The sequence below is a fragment of the Phocaeicola acetigenes genome (assembly GCF_027529745.1).
In the GTDB taxonomy this organism is placed as follows: Bacteria; Bacteroidota; Bacteroidia; order Bacteroidales; family Bacteroidaceae; genus Phocaeicola; species Phocaeicola acetigenes.
The window spans coordinates 101,760-118,330 of sequence record NZ_JAPZVM010000004.1 but is presented as its reverse complement, the minus strand read 5'-3'; the positions used below and the strand labels follow the sequence as shown (position 1 = coordinate 118,330).

The window sequence follows — 16,571 nt, the reverse complement described above, 5'->3', positions numbered from 1 at the left end:
TCTACATTATTCATTTTTCATTCTTCTGGAATCCGTATCCATAGCCGTATCCATACCCATAACCGTATTTCTTGCCATAGCCGTATCCGTAGCTGTTCTTGCGCTTGGTCATGTCGATGTCGTTGATGACAGTGGCCAGTTTGGCAAACTTCTTTTCGGCTTTCAGTTCGTTGATGTATTGGTAGGCTACTTTCGGAGTGACTTCTGCACGGCAGACATAGAGGCAGAGGTCGGCCACACGGCTTACGATGGCACTGTCGGTCACGATACCGATAGGAGCGGTATCGAGAATGATGTAGTCGTAGCGTTCTTTCAACTGTACAATGGCATGATCCAGTACCGGACGGGCTACCAGCTCGGTAGGATTGGGCGGTACAGCTCCTCCCGGTAGGATATCAAGATTGGTATGAATACCCGAAGGCTGTACCAGTGCGAAGAGGTCAGTATGTTCCGGATCACTCAGGTAGTTGGTGATACCATGTTCACGGTGCGAGAGATTGAATACACGGTTCAGACCGGGCTTGCGGATGTCCATGCCTACAATCAGGGTCTTCTTGCCGAGCAAGGCCAGGCTGACTGCCAGATTTCCGGCTACGAAAGACTTGCCTTCTCCGGGTTGGGTAGAAGAAACCATGATGACCTTTTCTCCGCTTTCCATCATAAACATCAGGTTGGTACGGAGTCCGCGGAAGGTTTCCTCCATGATGTCGTTGTGGTTTTCGCGTACCACGATGGCACCCTGTGCCGGTTTCTGGCAGTGAGGAAGTTCGGCAACCAGAGGAACGGAAGTCAGTTTCTGTACATCCTCTGCATTTTCAATCTTGTATTTCAGCAGGTCAATCAGGTAGATGATACCGACCGGAATACCCAAGCCTAACACCAAAGCGGCCAAGAGGAACATTTTCTTTTTAGGTGCTACAGGATCTTTGTCAGGCAATGCCTGTTCGATGATGCGCCCGTTGGTCGCTGTAGCAGCCAGGGTGATGGCATTTTCCTCACGCTTCTGGAGCAGCATAATATAGAGCTGTGCCTTGATTTCCTGCTGGCGGGCGATAGTCAGGAATTCCTTTTCTTGTTGGGGCGCATTGCTGATACGTCCTTCGAACTTGCTTGCCTGGCGGTCAAGGTTGCCTTTGGTAATACGTAATCCTTCGAGTACGCTGGCCACGGTGGTCTGTACGCTGTGGCGCATGGCTTCGATGCCGGTCTTCATATTGATGACAGCCGGGTTGTTTTCGGAAGAAGTACGGAGCAGACGCTTGCGTTCGATAATCAAGGTATTGTAATGGTCGATGACTGTACTGAGGTTCTGGTCCTGCAAACCTACATTAGAAGGAATGACTTCGTCGGCATTGGCTGGATTGTTGATATAGTCGCGCAGAAATTCTACCAGGCGGATTTGTGTCTGGTTTTCGATGCGGAGCTGTTCGTACTTGGAGTTTTCCTGAAGTGCCAGTTGGGCATCGGTAGTGAGGTCAGTCAGCCCTGATTTCTGCTTGAAGTCTGCCAGCTGGCTTTCGGTGGTACCGAGTTCGCGGTTGATAATGGCAATACGGTCTTCGATAAAATCAGCCGTTTTCTGTGCTACTTCGTTTTTCTCGTCGTTGGCATCCTGATTATAGAAAGCTACTAAGGTATTGATGAAATCTACCGCACGCTGTTTGTGGCTATTCTGGAAATTGACTTTGGCAATAGTAGTAGTCTTGGAGGTAGGATCTACAGTCAAGGCACTTGCATAGCCTTTCGCTACAGCAACAGGGGAGCTGATATACGTGGTCAGTTTAACCTCTTTTGTAGGAGCAGCAACGGAGTCGTTTTTTGTAAAACTGAATACTCCTACAGGGGTAGGAAGTACGGCAGGCAGAGCATCGAAGGTCTTTTCTTCGCTCTGTTTTTCCTGGTTCAAGATATATTCTGCTTTTACACTCAGTTTTCCTTCCGGTGTATAGGTCATTTTTAGTTTGGCTCCTCCTTCCAGTTTGCCGGCTTCTTCTGGAGTCAAGTACACTTGTACGGGAGCACTCTTATACAGAGGACGGTCGTAACTGAAACTGCGGTCTTCTACGGTAGAGATATAGAGTCCCAGGCGGGTGACTACTTTCTGGATGAGCGTACGTGATTTCAGGATTTCCACCTCATTGTCGAAACTGCTGGTCATGGAGAGTCCTCCCATACTTTGCAAGGCTTCCAAGGCTCCGCTGTTTGCCTGCATGGCACGTGTGCGGGGATCGTCTTCCTTGATAAGGACTGCTGAAGTAATATTATATACAGGTGTCTGGTAGCGGAGATAGATAAAGGCTGCCACTACGCAGACAAGGACACTGGCTACAAACCAGGGCCAGTAAATAAGGTATTTGAAAATCACGCGGTAGAGGTTGAAGTGTTCTTCTTTCTGTTCCGGTGTATCGAATAGGTTGTTTTCGTTCATAAGATTGTTTTAAGTTTTTGAGTTTTTTAGTTTGTTTTTCAGGTAACGAGGCGTTTGCAATTGACAATTCTCAACTGTCAATTGTCAATTTTTCTGGTTACCTTGTTGACTTAAAAAATTATTTTACAAGCGTAGCAATCAAACTGGCAATGGACACCAGGATAGAGGTGGCCGAGATGGCAATGGTGGTGGCATTACCGATACCAGAGTTCTTTGCTACTGTTTTATTTGGAGTGACATACAGGATGTCGTTCTGCTGCAGGTAGAAGTAGGGAGAGAGCACGAGATCGGATTTGGTGAGGTCGAGCATAATAATCTCACGTTTTCCCTGTGCGTCTTCACGAATCAGTTTTACATTGTCGCGTACTCCATAGACAGTCATATCTCCTGCCATGGCAAGTGCTTCGAGTACATTGACTTTTTCATTGGAAACAGTAAAGGTACCCGGGTTCTTGACTTCTCCCAGTACAGAAATCTTATAATTAACCATACGGACGGTAACGATAGGGGTCTCTTTCAGATAAGGCTTTAGTCCTTCGCGAATTAATTCTTCTGCCTGATTTTTTGTGAGTCCACCTATTTTCAGTTTTCCCAATACAGGAAAATCTATTTCTCCCTCGTTGTTGACTAAATATTGTTGTAAAGCTTCTTGGGAAGTTGTGTATTGTAAATTTTGTGCAGCTGTAGTGTTAGTTTGTACTGTCAGATTAAAAGGAGCTGCAGCTTTGGGGTCACTTGTATTGACCGTAATGTTCAGCAAGTCCTTGGGCATGATCTTGGCATCGTAAAGGGGGATTTCCTTACCATAGTTGTTTACGGTTTCGGGGTCTTGCATATAGGGGACCTTCTTGTACGAGGAACATCCTGACAGAAGGGCACCTGCAACGGCAATGAAAAGAATGTGTCTGATCTTCATAAGATATAGTTTTTTATTTTTTTAATTGGGAATAAAGAAAATAAGGGCGCTGCAGTCCGTCACGTTCCGGCTGCTGGCTTCCTTGTAAGTATCAATAAGCTGGATTTTATCGGGAGCGACTTTCGAGTTTTCGGTCAGTTCGCGCAGGATGGCTTCTGCCCTTTTCCTGCGGAGGTTTTCACCGAAAGTCTCGTCGCTGGTCTCGTCGCTGAAAGGGAGGATACAGATTTTGAAGTCCTTCTCTTTTTCCATCCATTCTGCCACCTTGGCGATGTTTCCCTTTTCGGTCTCGCTGAGATAGAAACTGTACTGGGGGAAGCGCACTTCGATGTGCATGTTGTCGCGGATGGAAGGCAGCATTTTCACTTCGGCATCCTTGCGGATGTCCTTCTCCTTTTCTGTCTTCAGGGAATCCTGTTCTGCCTTGAGCCGGATTAGCTCCTCCTTCATGCGGTTGATTTCGCGGTTCATCTCTTCGATGTAGGGTTCGTAGGCCTGGAGGCTGTAGGCACGGTATGCCTTCGATTTAAAGGTCCAGGTAATTCCGGCATTGAGTTCCCAGAAAGAAGTGACCGGTGTGTCGCCACCGTAAAAAAGTGCATCGTCGGTCAGTCTTCCTCTTGCTTCGGCAAAGAGGCTGAGGGAGGGATGGAAACGGTATTCCTGCTTCACCAGGAAGGTGAATGCAAGAGGACGTTCCTTATTCTCTGAATTGAATGCGAGTCCGGCTCCGACTCCTGCGAGGGTTCTCCACCGACGTTCGGGACGGTAGGCGGTGAAACGGTCGGAAAGGTTCCAGAGCGCTTCGGCAGTGACGAACTGCACGGTACGGTCGAAATGGGGTACTCTACTTTGTGTGGCGTGGAACTGCAGGGCCCAGAAAGGATTGAGCCATTTTCCGACAAAGACGGAAGCACGGTAGGAGGCCTGTCCGCCAAAGCCCATTGTGCTGTTCTTGATATCTTCCTGGGAAAGTCGGAATCCCCATCCTCCGCTGACTCCGAGAAAGAAGTTGCTTCCCTTTTCGGCGGTATATATATACTGTTCTCCGGCTTCCTTTTCAGGCTGTCCGGCAGCGGTGGCTGTCATGCATGTGGCAGCCAGAAGGGCTGCGGTGAAAATCTGTTTCATATTTTAAAGAATGATAATGTCCATGGGCTGTACCTCACGTGTGGTTCCGTCGGGTGCCTTGACCAGAATGGAAGTGAGGTAGAACTTGTCTCCCTTATTCAGTTTCCTTATGTGTTCTGCCTGCTGGGGCGAGAATTTCTTTCCTTTGCTTTCGAGTGTGGTAACGTTCTTATCCTGTCCGATGAAGAGGGTGGAGAAGTGTACGACAGTGAAGGGTATTTTCCCGTTCTCTCCGGAGTATGTCACCTCCAGCGCATCCATGGCAGCCAGATACTCTTTGCGGATAGGGGTTCTTCCCTTGTACCAGTAGTTCTTTCCCTGCAGGGTGTATCGGATGGCCGCTTCGGGTTCGGGTATTTCCCTGATTCTGAATTCTGTCTGTCCGGCCTCTTTCTCTCCGTCGAGGAGGGTGACACGTGCCTTTCCGGTGCGTGCGCCGGTGAGGTACCATTTCCCGTTTTTCTGTACCATCTTTCCGTTGTCGGTGTCAAGGCTGAGGGCTCCGTTCGCGTTTTGCAGGGTGAAGACCTCGAGCGGATTGTCTATTCCGGCATAGAGGATGTTCCTTTCAGCAGGTACAATCACGGCAGAGGGTGTGTCTTTTTTCTCTTCCTCCTTTTTCTGTACGGTCTGCAGAGGTTTTCTGTCCTTCAGGCTCCGGAGTGCGAGATGGGCACAGAAGAGTGCGTTTTCTTCCATTTTCTGAAGGAGGATGACGCCTCCGATGGCGGGCATAACGGAGAAGGTTTCCCTCTCCCAGGTGAACCCGTTCTCCTCTCCTGTCTGCAGGAAGGTATGGAGCAGCTGTTTCTCGTCGGGGGCGGTGAGATAGGTATCGAGGGCATTGCGCAGCGCCTCTGTCTTTTTTCTCAGTTCCTTTCCGTGATTCTGTGTGGGGGCGAGCATGACGAAGGGTACTGCCTTCATGTCTTCTGCCTTGATGAGCTTTCCCGGTGTATAGTCGTCCTTGTCCGCATTTCTGGCAATCTCTTCACGCAGTCCGGCGGTGAGTGCGGTATACTCGTCGAGAAGCTGCCGGATGCTGTCGGCCGCTGCCTTCTCCTGTGTGCACTTCTCCTGAAGTGTTCGGTTGAGCTGTGCCAGGCTTCCGTTCTGCTGCTGCGTGTGGCTGCTCAGTACGGAGAATCCCTGCATGACGTCGCTGGATACGTTGATGGCCATCATGGCGAGCAGGATGACATAGATGAGGTTGATCATCTTCTGTCTGGGTGGCAGGTTGGAAGTGGCCATTTGTTACTTCTTTTGAATGTTCATGACTTCCATGATGCGCGTATACTGGCGGTCTATGGCTTCTATCTTGTCGTTCACTTCGCGGTATGCCTGCTGTGCGTGCTGCATCTGTTCGGCCTGCTTGCGGAGTGCTTCGGTCTGTGCCTTGAGCATTTCGAGCTGGCTGACGTATTCTTTGCTGACTTTTTCGATGCTTTCGTTGAGTCTTTTCATGGACTCTTCGATCTGTACGGCAGGCTGGTGTGCCGGCTCTGCGGTGTGTCTGCTGTCGAGCTGCGGGAACACGCGTGTCCACTTGAACTCCCTTGCGGGTTCGTCGAATCCTGAGATGAAGAAGATGATAATCTCCGTGGTCATCCCGATGATGAGGAACACATCGTCGTAGGGGAAGTGTATGATCTTGAATGTGGCCCCGAGAATGACGAGGCAGGCTCCCCATGAGTATGCCATGTTAAGGAGCCGTTTTCCGCTTCTTGAACTTAGAAAGGTGGTTAGTTTATTCATTGGTTTGTAAGTTTTTTAGTTTTTAAGTTTTTGAGTTTGTAAGTTAGTCAACAAGGTATCAGGTGACGAGTTGACAAGGCAGCTATATAAGTTTGTAAGTTTTTTAGTTTTTAAGTTGGTTGGTGTTATCAAACTGACAAACTCAAGAACTAAGAAACTCATAACACCTTGTTCCCTTGTCAACTTGTTTCCTTTACTTCTGTTTTCCGAATACTCTGGCAAAGAATCCCTTCTTTTTGGGGACTTCGTAGTAGCTTTCTTCTTCGTACTTGCGCATGAGGTCTTCGTAGGAGAGTTTTTGGGTGACCATTTCGTAGATGGTTCCCCAGTCGGGCAGTCCTCCGAGGTTGCGGTCGTCGATGAAGAGGTCTGCCTTGAGCTTGCGCGAGTAGTGTCGGTTGGCTCCTTTTTCCTCTTCGGGGTAGTCGCGGTTGACGGCATAGAACTCGATGCCTCGTTCGCGGCAGAAGGCGAGTGCTTCGTCGAGCAGACGTCCTTCGCGTACGGTCCATAGAATGAGACGATGTTTGTCCTGCTGCAACCGGCGCAGGGTTTCGAAGGCAAAGGGTATTTCCCTGCCAATCTCCGGGTATTTATGTTCGACTAGTGTTCCGTCGAAATCGATGGCTATGATCATGTTGAGTTTTTTAGTTTTTTAGTTTTTAAGTTAGTTGACGAGGCGTTTGTGTAAGTTTTTTAGTTTTTTATTTAGTTGACGAGGTTTCAGTTGACGAGTTGACGAGGCTTTTTTGAGTTGACGAGGCTTGTTCTTGTTCCCTTGTCAACTTGTCCCCTTGTCAACTATCAATTGTCAACTGTCAATTGATAAAGCGTCATCGCCTGCATGAGTTTGAGGTTTCTGCGGCACATCCAGGGGAAGGTGAGGCTCCGCAGAGGGATCTGGTATTCTTCCACAATCTGATAGAAGAGGGGCCGGCTGAGCAGTTCGGGGTTGTGTGCCAGCAGGAGAAAGGCGTCTTTGCGGAAGGCATAGAAGACGGCTTTCTTGAGCTCGGGCAAGGTGCCGGCTTCGGTCTCCGTGAAGATCTGTACGGGTTGTGACAGTCCTGTCTGACGGAGGTTCCGGAGCGCCTCTTCCTGTGAAAAGCTCCCGTCTGTGTAGAGTACGATTTCTTTTTTTCCGGCTTCTTCGCGCAGGGCCTGCATGTCTTCGGGAAGAACCGATTCGGCTTTCCGGCTGATGGCTGCAAACTGCTTGCGGATCTGTGCACGGGTGACCCGTTTCACTGCAGAGAGGGTATAGAACATGTAACGGACGATGTATTTTTCTCCGCGCAGGTACGAGTCGTACAGCTCGTAATAGAAAGCTTGCATTTTCCGCATTTGCGCAAGAAGCTTTCCGGATTCTACGGGAATGAGGTCCGGCTGTTCAAATTCCACAAGGGTGGAGGAAATGAATTGCATGGCTATTGGAATTGATGTTTCGCAAGTATTTCATTCTTTTGACAAGATTGGGAGTGTGAACTTGAACACAGAATGACTTGCAAAATGTATTTTTTTGTATATTTAATTTACTAATTTTAGGGTTGTTAAAAAAAAGAAGTATATATTCTCTCTTCCTTCATAACGCTGATATAGTGCTATGAATCAATTGTTTACAACGAAAATGGAATACAGCTTCGGGGGTACTTCTGTCTAAGAGTTGCCCTCATCCCGATCGCAAAAAAGTCTTTTTTGTTACATTTTCCGCAAAGAATGTGAACGAAAGTGAATTGTCAATGAGTAAAATATTAATTTTTATACTTGTATTAAGGAAAAAGCGTATATTTGTGGCGGAAATATACTCGTGTGTTCGGCTGTGAGAGCGCACCTCTTAGACAGAGGTGCGCTTTTTTATTGTAAAATTTGATGTAGCAGCTTGCAAAGTATTATCTTTATCCCCTCAAATGATTTTGATATTAAAAACGTATGGAAAAGAAGATAAAATTTGCTCCTACCGTCATGTTGATTGACGCTTGCTATTTGAATAGAGTAGTGAACGATATGCGCCGGCATTTTTCGCCGATAGTAGGCCGTGAGTTGCCGCGTGCCGATTTGGCTGTCTTGCTGGAGTGCATGGCGCTGGATGCGGGAGTACAGACCGGAGATAATGAGATTCAGTCGATTTTTATTTATGAATCGGGGATGGGAGAGATGGACGGATGTACACCTTCGGACCTGGACAAGGAGCTGAATAATGTGGCCTTCAAGGGAGAGTTGGGTGAGGTTGCGCTTTATGCCTATCAGCCTTCGGAAATGGCTACTCATGAGGAATTGTTCCTGGAATCGCTGCAGCTGCTGAATGAATCGAAAGAGGCTGTCCGCCTGATTGTGGTACCGGATGAAGAGGGTTATGTGGAGAAGGTATATAAAAAGGTGGCTGATATGAAGGGCAAGGAGATTACCGTGCTGGGTATGAATCCGCCCCAGAAGGACTGTGCCTGCCGATTCGAAATGCTGGGCTTCGCTGTGCTTCAGGCGCTGGGTATTAGAGGGGAAGAGTTGGCGATTGGCAGTTGACAATTGATAATTGACAGTTGACAAGGTATCAGGTGACGAGTTGACGAGTTTTTTCCTTGTGCCCTTGTCTTCTGATACCTTGTTACCTAACTCATAAACTAAAATTATAATGAAATAATTTGTAATAGTTACAAAATTGTTTATTTTTGAGCACAAGTAAATTGAGTGATAAACTTTTAATACTAGCTGATTATGAAAACTAGACTTTTTGTACTATTATCGTTTGTATGGTGTTTTTCTCTGTTCGCTTTTGCGCAAGATCAGTCTTATCAGCTTTCCAGCCATATTCTGGATATTAATTCGGGATATCCGGCTGCGGGAGTAAAAATAGGCTTGTATAAACTGAATACTGATAAAGGTTGGGTATTGGTAGATGAGAAGAAAACGGATGAAAACGGAAGAATTAAGGATTTTCTTCCGGAAGGAACAGATAATAAAGGAATCTATAAGTTGACTTATCATGTAGGACCTTATTTTAAGGAGAAGAAGCAAGATAGTTTTTATCCGTTTATCGATGTGGTTTTTGAAATAAAGGATGATAATCATTATCATGTGCCTATCACTTTGTCGCCGTATGGGTATTCTACGTATAGAGGAAATTGATAATTGACAGTTGACAAGGTATCAGGTAACAAGTTGACAAGGGGACAAGTTGACAAGGGAACATGGAAAGCCTTGTCAACTCGTCAACTGATACCTCGTCAACTGAAAAAAATAAAAAACTTACACCCCCATGTCTGATTTTCGATTAAAAGTATTTTATAGTGTAGCCAAGAATCTGAGTTTTACGAAGGCTTCGCAGGAGCTGTTTGTGAGCCAGCCGGCTATTACCAAGCATATCCGTGAACTGGAAAGCCTGTATGGAGTACGGCTGTTCGACCGGCAGGGGAACAAGATTTCGCTGACCGGAGCAGGAGAGTTGCTGCTGGAGCATTGCGAGCGGATTCTGGCTGAGTACAGGAAACTGGAGTATGACATGCATCTGTTGCAGCAGGAATATGCGGGACAGTTGCGTCTGGGAGCCAGTACGACCATTGCCCAGTATGTGCTGCCGCCGGTGCTGGCACGGTTTACGGAGAAGTTCCCGAAAATGGATCTGACGCTGATGGACAGTAACTCGAGGAACATTGAGCGGGCTTTGCAGGAGCATACCATCGACCTGGGGATGGTGGAAGGAGTGTTTCGACTGCCCGACCTGAAGTATGAACCTTTCCTTTGCGACGAACTGGTGCCTGTGGTCTCTGCGGAGTCGTCGCTGGCAGTGCATGATGAGCTTTCGATGGAGGAGTTCTGCCGGGTGCCGCTGGTGCTGAGAGAAAGAGGCTCGGGTACGCTGGATGCCATTGAGATGGCACTGGCGGAGCATAACCTGAAACTGTCTGCCATGAATGTGCGGCTGCACCTGGGGAGCACGGAGAGCATCAAGTCGTTTTTGAAGTACAGCAATGCGATGGGAATTGTCTCTATACAGGCTATTGAAGAGGAGCTGAAAGAGGGTATTTTCAAGGTGGTGGATGTAGAGGGGCTGCAGGTGAAGCGGCATTTCTGCTTTGTGAAACCGCAGGGACAGGAGGAGTCGGCTGCCACCCATTTCATGCATTTCCTGAGGAACTATCTGAAGAAAAAACAGGAAGAGGGAGAAATAGGAAAAAGTCTCCTAATTGCGGAATCGTGATTCTGTAATCGGGAGACTTTTTTATTGGAGTTTCGTATACTTTATTGTCGGTTTACATGAGAGTCGGTACCAGGTATTTGGTGAGCAGATATCCTCCGCCTAACAACCAGATGTAGAGGAAGCCTGCCAGCAGGAAGGGTTTGGCACCTGCCTGTTTGAACTTGTCGATGCTGGTATCGGTACCCAGAGCGGTCATTGCCATGGTGAGCATGAAGGTGTCGATGTATTCGATGGCACCGTTCAGCGGAATGTCTTTTACGCTGTCTACTCCCAGCAGAGACTGGAGAAGGGTATTGAGGCAGATGATTCCGATGAAGCCGAATGCAAACCAGGGAATGGTGATTTTACTTTTGCCTGAAGCAACATCCGGTTCGTTGCTTTTGCGTTTTGCCAGTGCAAGACCCATGATAACCAGAACGGGAGCCAGCATCATGACACGGATCATCTTGGTGATGGTGGCATTTCCGGCAATACCCAGGGCGTCGGTAGGGTCCATGGCATTTCCGGCACCGGCTACGTGGGCTACTTCGTGGAGTGTACTTCCGGTGTAGATGGCTACACCCATGTCGCCCAGACCATCAAGAAGTCCGGCACGGTACATGACCGGATAAAGGAACATGGAGATGGTTCCGAAAATCACAACGGTAGATACGGCGATGGCAGTCTTATGACCTTCGCATTTCACTACCGGTTCGGCTCCAAGTATGGCTGCCGCACCACAGATGGCACTACCGGTAGCAGTCATCAGTGAAGTATCTTTGTCCATTTTGAGAGCACGGCCCATCCAGATACCGAAGAATATGGTGCTGGCTACGATGATTGTATCGATAACCACTGCCGGAAGACCGACTGCCGCTACTTCGGTAAGGGTAAGACGGAACCCGTAGAGTACGATACCGGCGCGAAGAATCTGTTTGGTGCAGAACTTGATACCGGGTACCCAGGTTTCGGGCAGGTGGTTGCGAAGACTGTTGGCGTACAGCATACCCAGAATGATACCGACAATAAGCGGACTGAATGACAGACTTTTTACAAACGGTATTTCAGCGATGTAGAATGCTGCGAAAGAGAATAATGCGATGAGCAGAATTCCGTGAAGAGTGTTTCCTCTGTTTCCTTTCTTAAACATGGTATAATTTTATTTGAATTGTGAATCGTTTTTCTTTTTTTCCGCTGCAAAGGTAGAGGATTCTTTCTGATAAACCTATTCAAAAATATTTATCCCTTATAACTGAAAGTAATAGTGGGCTACAACTGACAGAAGAAGGATACGAAGAAAGGTACACTCATGTCGATGAGCAGGCCGTGGAGAATGGCTACGGGGAGCATGTCGCTGCCGGAGTAGCGGGTAATCATGGGGAGTACCACGTCCATCGAGTTGACTCCGGCGGCGGAAATGGGGGCCAGCTTGCCGAAGTATTTGCACAGAAGGGGAGTGCCCAGGAGTGCCATCATCTCACGGAAGATGTTGGAGAGCAGGGCGATGGTGCCCAACTCGGTAGCCAGCTGGAGACCGAGGGAGGCTTCCTTGAACTGGGTGATGAGGATGGACGACAGGGAATAGTAGGCAAAGCCGCTGCCTACCGCCATGCAGTCGAACACGCTCCACCGTGAGAGCAGCAGACTGGCAAGGGCTGAAAACAGCAGGGTGCCGAGGATGGTGGCCAGCGGGATGAGCAGGAACTTGGGACGGAGCTGTGAGACAATGCTCTTGAGGTTCTTGCTGCATCCGATGCTGATGCCTACCTGAAGCATCAGGGCATAGAGGATGTAGAGGGTGAGATTGCCCTGCAACTTATCCAAAGGGAGCATATCGGCAATGCCAAGCAGGCAGCCGATAAGGAAGAAGACGAGTACGAGAAGACTGCCTTTCATTTTTTACCTCCTTTCGCGAAAAAGAGTTTCAGTACCATCCACGAGGCCAGGATGCTGCCGCAAGTGGCAGACACGGCAAGGATAGCCGCCTGCCAGCCGAAAGCTGCAAGATTGCCGATAATCTGTTCGTTGGAGCCGATAGAAAGGCCCAAAATGAACAGGAGCAGCAGAATGGTGCACGAGATACTTTTCTCGGTGTGCTGCAAAAAGGATATATTTCTGAAGAGGTATCCGATAGTGACACCTGTAAGCATGGTTCCTACGATAGAAAACATAATTCTTCTGTGGATTTTAACGTGAATACTGGGGCGAATTGACAGTTGGCAATTCACAATTGATAATTGAAAATTGACGATTGAAAGGTTTCCGGCGGGCGGGTTGGGCCTGCCTGACTTTCACGGATAAAAGAAAGGGAGGCGCTTATTGGAAACCGCATACCCAGTGCATGAGCGTAGTGTACCGGCCGTATACCAGGGGACGGTATAGCGGAACGGGTAAAAGATGATATGTAGATATTCTATGCATGGGCTTTATTTGTTTTGCGCTGCAAAGGTAGAGATATTTGTGTATATTTTCCAAATTTTTATTCATATTTTTATAGAAGAGTGGGCTGGCCTGCTGAATAACAAGGGGCAGTGTAAGGGGAGAAGGAGAAAAAATTCTATCTTTGTGTGCAGTTTATAAAAGAGAGAAATGATAAAGAAATTAGGATGGGTGTTTGCACTGGGAATGAGTCTCTGTGTGCAGGCACAGGAGGCGGAACAGATGGCTTTGCATTCTCCGTTTGATTTTCAGCTGTTGCTGAGTGCGAACTTCGGGGAACTGAGGCCGAATCATTTTCATAACGGACTGGATTTCAAAACACAAGGAGTGGTAGGAAAGCCTATACACTGTGTGGCAGACGGATATGTGTCGAGAGTGGCTGTTTCGCACGGAGGGTATGGACAAGCTATTTATATCACGCATCCCAACGGGTTTACCTCGGTGTACGGGCATGTGATTTCGTTTATGCCGAAGGTACAGAAATATGTGCGCGACTATCAGTACAAGAACGAGACTTTTGTGTGTAATCTGGAACTGGAACCGGGAATGTTTCCGGTGAAGGCGGGAGAGATTATAGCCATGAGCGGTAATGAAGGGGCTTCGGCCGGACCGCATCTGCATTTTGAATTGCGCCATACGGATACGCAGGAGTACATCGACCCGATGCCTTATTTCAAGGACAGACTGAAGGATACGAAGGCTCCGGTGGCGAGTCTGGTCGGTTTTTATCCGTTGCCGGGAAAAGGGGTAATCAATGGAGCCGCGAAGAAGAAACTGCTGGAAGTGGGCGCATTGAATCAGGGGGTAACCGCCTGGGGAGCTATTTATACGGGCATCAGTGCCAAGGACTATATGGACGGAACATCGAATTTCTACGGGGTGCACTCGGTGGTGCTGTATGTAGACGACAAGGAGGTGTTCCGGAGCACGACGGACCGGGTATTGCCGGACGAGAACCGGATGATTAATGGCTTTACGGATTACGAAGAGCTGATGAGAAGCCGGAGACTGATTATGCGTTCGTATATTGCACCGGGCAACCGCTTGAGACTGCTGCAGGCTGGGGCGAGCCGGGGAGTGGTGCACATTGATGAGGAAAGGAATTATCAGTTCCGCTATGTGCTGACGGATAATTTCGGAAATACACGGACGTACCGTTTTACGGTGAAGGGACGGAAACAGGAAATTCCTCCTTATGTACCGAAGGCGAACAAGATGTTGTATTGGAACAAGACGAATGTGATACAGGAGGCGGGTATGGAACTGCTGGTACCGAAAGGAATGCTGTATGACAACGCGGAACTTCAGACTGAAGTGGTAGGCGACAGTACGGGCATTTCGTTCGACTATGTGCTGGATGCGGGAAAGACTCCGCTGCACGGGTTCTGTACGCTGTCTATCGGGGTGAGACATTTGCCGGTGGCAGATACTACGAAGTATTACATTGTGCAGAAGGCCGGAAAGTGGCGTGCCTCGATGGGGGGAACGTATGAGAACGGATGGGTGAAGGCGAAGGTGCGCAGTCTGGGACGCTTTGCCATAGCTGTGGATACCATTGCGCCGAGGGTAACACCGGTGGCGCAGAATACGTGGAGAACCACACGGAACGTACGCCTGAAAGTGGGTGATGCGGAAACGGGTGTAGCCAGCTACAAGGTGTATATAGACGGAAAGTTTGTATTGTTCGGTCTGAAAAAAGGTATGCTGGTGGTGATAGACAAGGAGAAGATAAAGAAGGGAGTTCCGCATAAAGCCGAGGTGATTGTGACGGATTATTGCGGGAATGAGACGAGGAAGGTTTTTAAATTTTGAGGGAACAAGTTGACAAGTTGACAAGGGAACAAGTTGACAAGGGAACAAGGAAAGCCTCGTCAACTCGTCAACTGAAACCTTGTCACCTAACTTACAAACTAAAAAACTTACAAACTAAAAACATATGATGAAAAGATTTCTGACAGCTGTCGTACTTCTGACGGCTTGTATTGTAAACGGTTGGGCGTGTACCAACCTGATTGTCGGCAAGAAAGCTTCTGCCGACGGTTCGGTAATAGTGTCTTATTCTGCCGACTCGTATGGAATGTTCGGCTTCCTGTGCCATTATCCGGCTGCACAGCATCCGGCAGGCGCCATGAGAAGCATCTACGACTGGGATTCGGGTAAGTATCTGGGACAGATTAAGGAAGCGAAACAGACTTACAACGTGATTGGAAACATGAACGAGTTTCAGGTGACTATCGGTGAGACAACTTTCGGAGGACGTCCGGAACTGGTAGATACTACCGGAGTGATGGACTACGGAAGTCTGATTTATGTAGCGCTGCAACGTTCGCGTACAGCAAAAGAAGCGATCAAGGTGATGACCGACCTGGTGAAGGAATATGGATACTACAGCAGCGGTGAATCGTTCTCTATTGCCGACCCGAATGAAGTATGGATTATGGAAATGATCGGTAAGGGTCCGGGTATGAAAGGTGCAGTATGGGTAGCAGTGCGTATCCCTGATGACTGTATTGCAGCGCATGCCAACCAGAGCCGTATCCATAAGTTCAATATGAACGACAAGGAGAACTGTCTGTACTCTCCGGATGTGATTTCGTTTGCACGTGAAAAAGGATATTTCAATGGAGCCAACAAGGACTTCAGCTTTGCCGATGCATATTGTCCGTTGGATTTCAGCGGACTGCGTGCGTGTGAAGCTCGTGTATGGAGCTACTACAACATGTTCAGTAAAGCAACCGGCCAGGCTTATCTGTCGTATGTACAGGGAGAGAGCAGCGAGCCGATGCCATTGTATGTGAAACCGGACCGTAAGATTTCGGTACGTGATATCCAGCAGGCTATGCGCGACCATTACGAAGGTACTCCATTGGATATTACCAAAGACATGGGAGCTGGTCCGTTTAATATGCCTTACCGTCTGTCGCCGCTGACTTTCAAGGTAGATGATTCCGAATACTTTAACGAACGTCCTATTTCGACTCAGCAGAGTGCCTTTACCTTTGTAGCGCAGATGCGTGCTTCGATGCCGGATGCTATCGGTGGTGTGCTGTGGTTTGGTCTGGACGACGCGAACATGACTGTATTTACTCCGGTATACTGTAATACAGACCGTGTGCCGAATGTGTATGCGGAAGGTAATGGGGACTGTGTGACATTCTCATGGGATTCTGCTTTCTGGATTTACAACTGGGTAGCCGATATGATTCGTCCGCGTTACAGTCTGATGATTGAAGATATGCGCAATGTACAGAACGGTCTGGAAAATACATTCGAACAGGCACAGAGCGGAGTGGAAACAGCTGCCATGAAACTGTATAACGAAGATCCGGAGAAAGCAAAAGAATTCCTGACCAACTATACTCACATGACTGCACAGAGTGCTGTAGACAGTTGGAAGAAATTGGGTGAATTCCTGATTGTACGCTACAACGACGGAGCAATGAAGAAGATGAAAGACGGTAAGCTGATGCGTCCGGAAACAGGAAATACAGCTCCGCTGGTACGTCCGGGATATCCGGAAGAATTCTTGCGCGAACTGGTAAAAGCTACCGGAGACCGCTATAAGGTGAAAGAACTGAAGAAATAAGACTTCATTTCCTGTCGGGGGGAGGATACCCTGACAACTGGATAAGGAAAAGGTAAGCCTTGACGTGTGCTATCAGTGTGAATGGTAGCGATACGTAGAGGCTTACCTTTTTTTATGCTTCTTGCCGGACAAACCGTTTTTA

The 16,571-nt window shown here is 48.2% G+C and carries 15 protein-coding genes; 5 read left to right on the top strand and 10 right to left on the bottom strand.

What is annotated here, in order from left to right; genetic code table 11:
- Positions 1-10: 10 nt before the first annotated feature.
- The 7 genes from O6P32_RS06900 to O6P32_RS06870 form a co-directional block, all read right to left on the bottom strand.
- Positions 11-2,428, bottom strand: coding sequence for a GumC family protein (locus O6P32_RS06900; protein ID WP_269877641.1), 2,418 nt, complete (start codon positions 2,426-2,428; stop codon positions 11-13).
- A 118-nt stretch (positions 2,429-2,546) separates the two neighbouring features.
- The gene (locus O6P32_RS06895; RefSeq protein WP_269877639.1) at positions 2,547-3,344 is read right to left on the bottom strand and encodes a polysaccharide biosynthesis/export family protein; all 798 of its coding nucleotides are present in this window, start codon (positions 3,342-3,344) and stop codon (positions 2,547-2,549) included.
- A 21-nt stretch (positions 3,345-3,365) separates the two neighbouring features.
- Positions 3,366-4,475, bottom strand: a complete 1,110-nt coding sequence (locus tag O6P32_RS06890; protein ID WP_269877638.1) for an OmpA family protein — start codon at positions 4,473-4,475, stop codon at positions 3,366-3,368.
- 3 nt (positions 4,476-4,478) lie between these two features.
- On the bottom strand, positions 4,479-5,726 hold the full coding sequence (gene porM / locus O6P32_RS06885) for a type IX secretion system motor protein PorM/GldM (RefSeq protein WP_269877637.1): 1,248 nt from the start codon (positions 5,724-5,726) through the stop codon (positions 4,479-4,481).
- Between the two features lie 3 nt (positions 5,727-5,729).
- Positions 5,730-6,176 (bottom strand): type IX secretion system motor protein PorL/GldL, encoded by a 447-nt coding sequence (porL, locus tag O6P32_RS06880; protein ID WP_408636051.1) that lies wholly within the window; start codon positions 6,174-6,176, stop codon positions 5,730-5,732.
- A 247-nt stretch (positions 6,177-6,423) separates the two neighbouring features.
- On the bottom strand, positions 6,424-6,867 hold the full coding sequence (locus tag O6P32_RS06875; protein ID WP_269877635.1) for a BT0820 family HAD-type phosphatase: 444 nt from the start codon (positions 6,865-6,867) through the stop codon (positions 6,424-6,426).
- Between the two features lie 167 nt (positions 6,868-7,034).
- Positions 7,035-7,655, bottom strand: coding sequence for a hypothetical protein (locus tag O6P32_RS06870; protein WP_269877633.1), 621 nt, complete (start codon positions 7,653-7,655; stop codon positions 7,035-7,037).
- A gap of 504 nt (positions 7,656-8,159) precedes the next feature.
- Between O6P32_RS06870 and O6P32_RS06865 the strand changes: the two genes are divergently transcribed.
- From O6P32_RS06865 to O6P32_RS06855, 3 genes are all read left to right on the top strand, one after another.
- Positions 8,160-8,750: a DUF6621 family protein gene (locus tag O6P32_RS06865; protein ID WP_269877631.1), complete on the top strand. Its 591-nt coding sequence runs from the start codon at positions 8,160-8,162 to the stop codon at positions 8,748-8,750.
- Between the two features lie 192 nt (positions 8,751-8,942).
- Positions 8,943-9,353 carry a hydroxyisourate hydrolase gene (uraH, locus tag O6P32_RS06860; protein ID WP_269877630.1) on the top strand — a complete coding sequence of 137 codons (411 nt, stop codon included), beginning with the start codon at positions 8,943-8,945 and terminating at the stop codon, positions 9,351-9,353.
- 130 nt (positions 9,354-9,483) lie between these two features.
- Positions 9,484-10,425: a LysR substrate-binding domain-containing protein gene (locus O6P32_RS06855; protein WP_178265515.1), complete on the top strand. Its 942-nt coding sequence runs from the start codon at positions 9,484-9,486 to the stop codon at positions 10,423-10,425.
- A 52-nt stretch (positions 10,426-10,477) separates the two neighbouring features.
- Here the strand turns inward: O6P32_RS06855 and O6P32_RS06850 are convergent, their stop codons facing one another.
- From O6P32_RS06850 to O6P32_RS06840, 3 genes are all read right to left on the bottom strand, one after another.
- Complete coding sequence (locus O6P32_RS06850) at positions 10,478-11,554, bottom strand: YeiH family protein (protein ID WP_269877628.1); 1,077 nt, start codon at positions 11,552-11,554, stop codon at positions 10,478-10,480.
- A gap of 119 nt (positions 11,555-11,673) precedes the next feature.
- Complete coding sequence (locus O6P32_RS06845; protein ID WP_269877627.1) at positions 11,674-12,300, bottom strand: lysine exporter LysO family protein; 627 nt, start codon at positions 12,298-12,300, stop codon at positions 11,674-11,676.
- The gene (locus O6P32_RS06840) at positions 12,297-12,575 is read right to left on the bottom strand and encodes a LysO family transporter (protein ID WP_269877626.1); all 279 of its coding nucleotides are present in this window, start codon (positions 12,573-12,575) and stop codon (positions 12,297-12,299) included. The genes O6P32_RS06845 and O6P32_RS06840 overlap by 4 nt, the downstream gene beginning before the upstream one ends.
- Before the next feature lie 418 nt (positions 12,576-12,993).
- Between O6P32_RS06840 and O6P32_RS06835 the strand changes: the two genes are divergently transcribed.
- Positions 12,994-14,655 carry a M23 family metallopeptidase gene (locus O6P32_RS06835; RefSeq protein ID WP_269877625.1) on the top strand — a complete coding sequence of 554 codons (1,662 nt, stop codon included), beginning with the start codon at positions 12,994-12,996 and terminating at the stop codon, positions 14,653-14,655.
- 124 nt (positions 14,656-14,779) lie between these two features.
- Entirely contained in the window at positions 14,780-16,429 is a 1,650-nt protein-coding gene (locus O6P32_RS06830) for a C69 family dipeptidase (RefSeq protein ID WP_269877623.1), read from the top strand.
- Positions 16,430-16,571 lie beyond the last annotated feature (142 nt).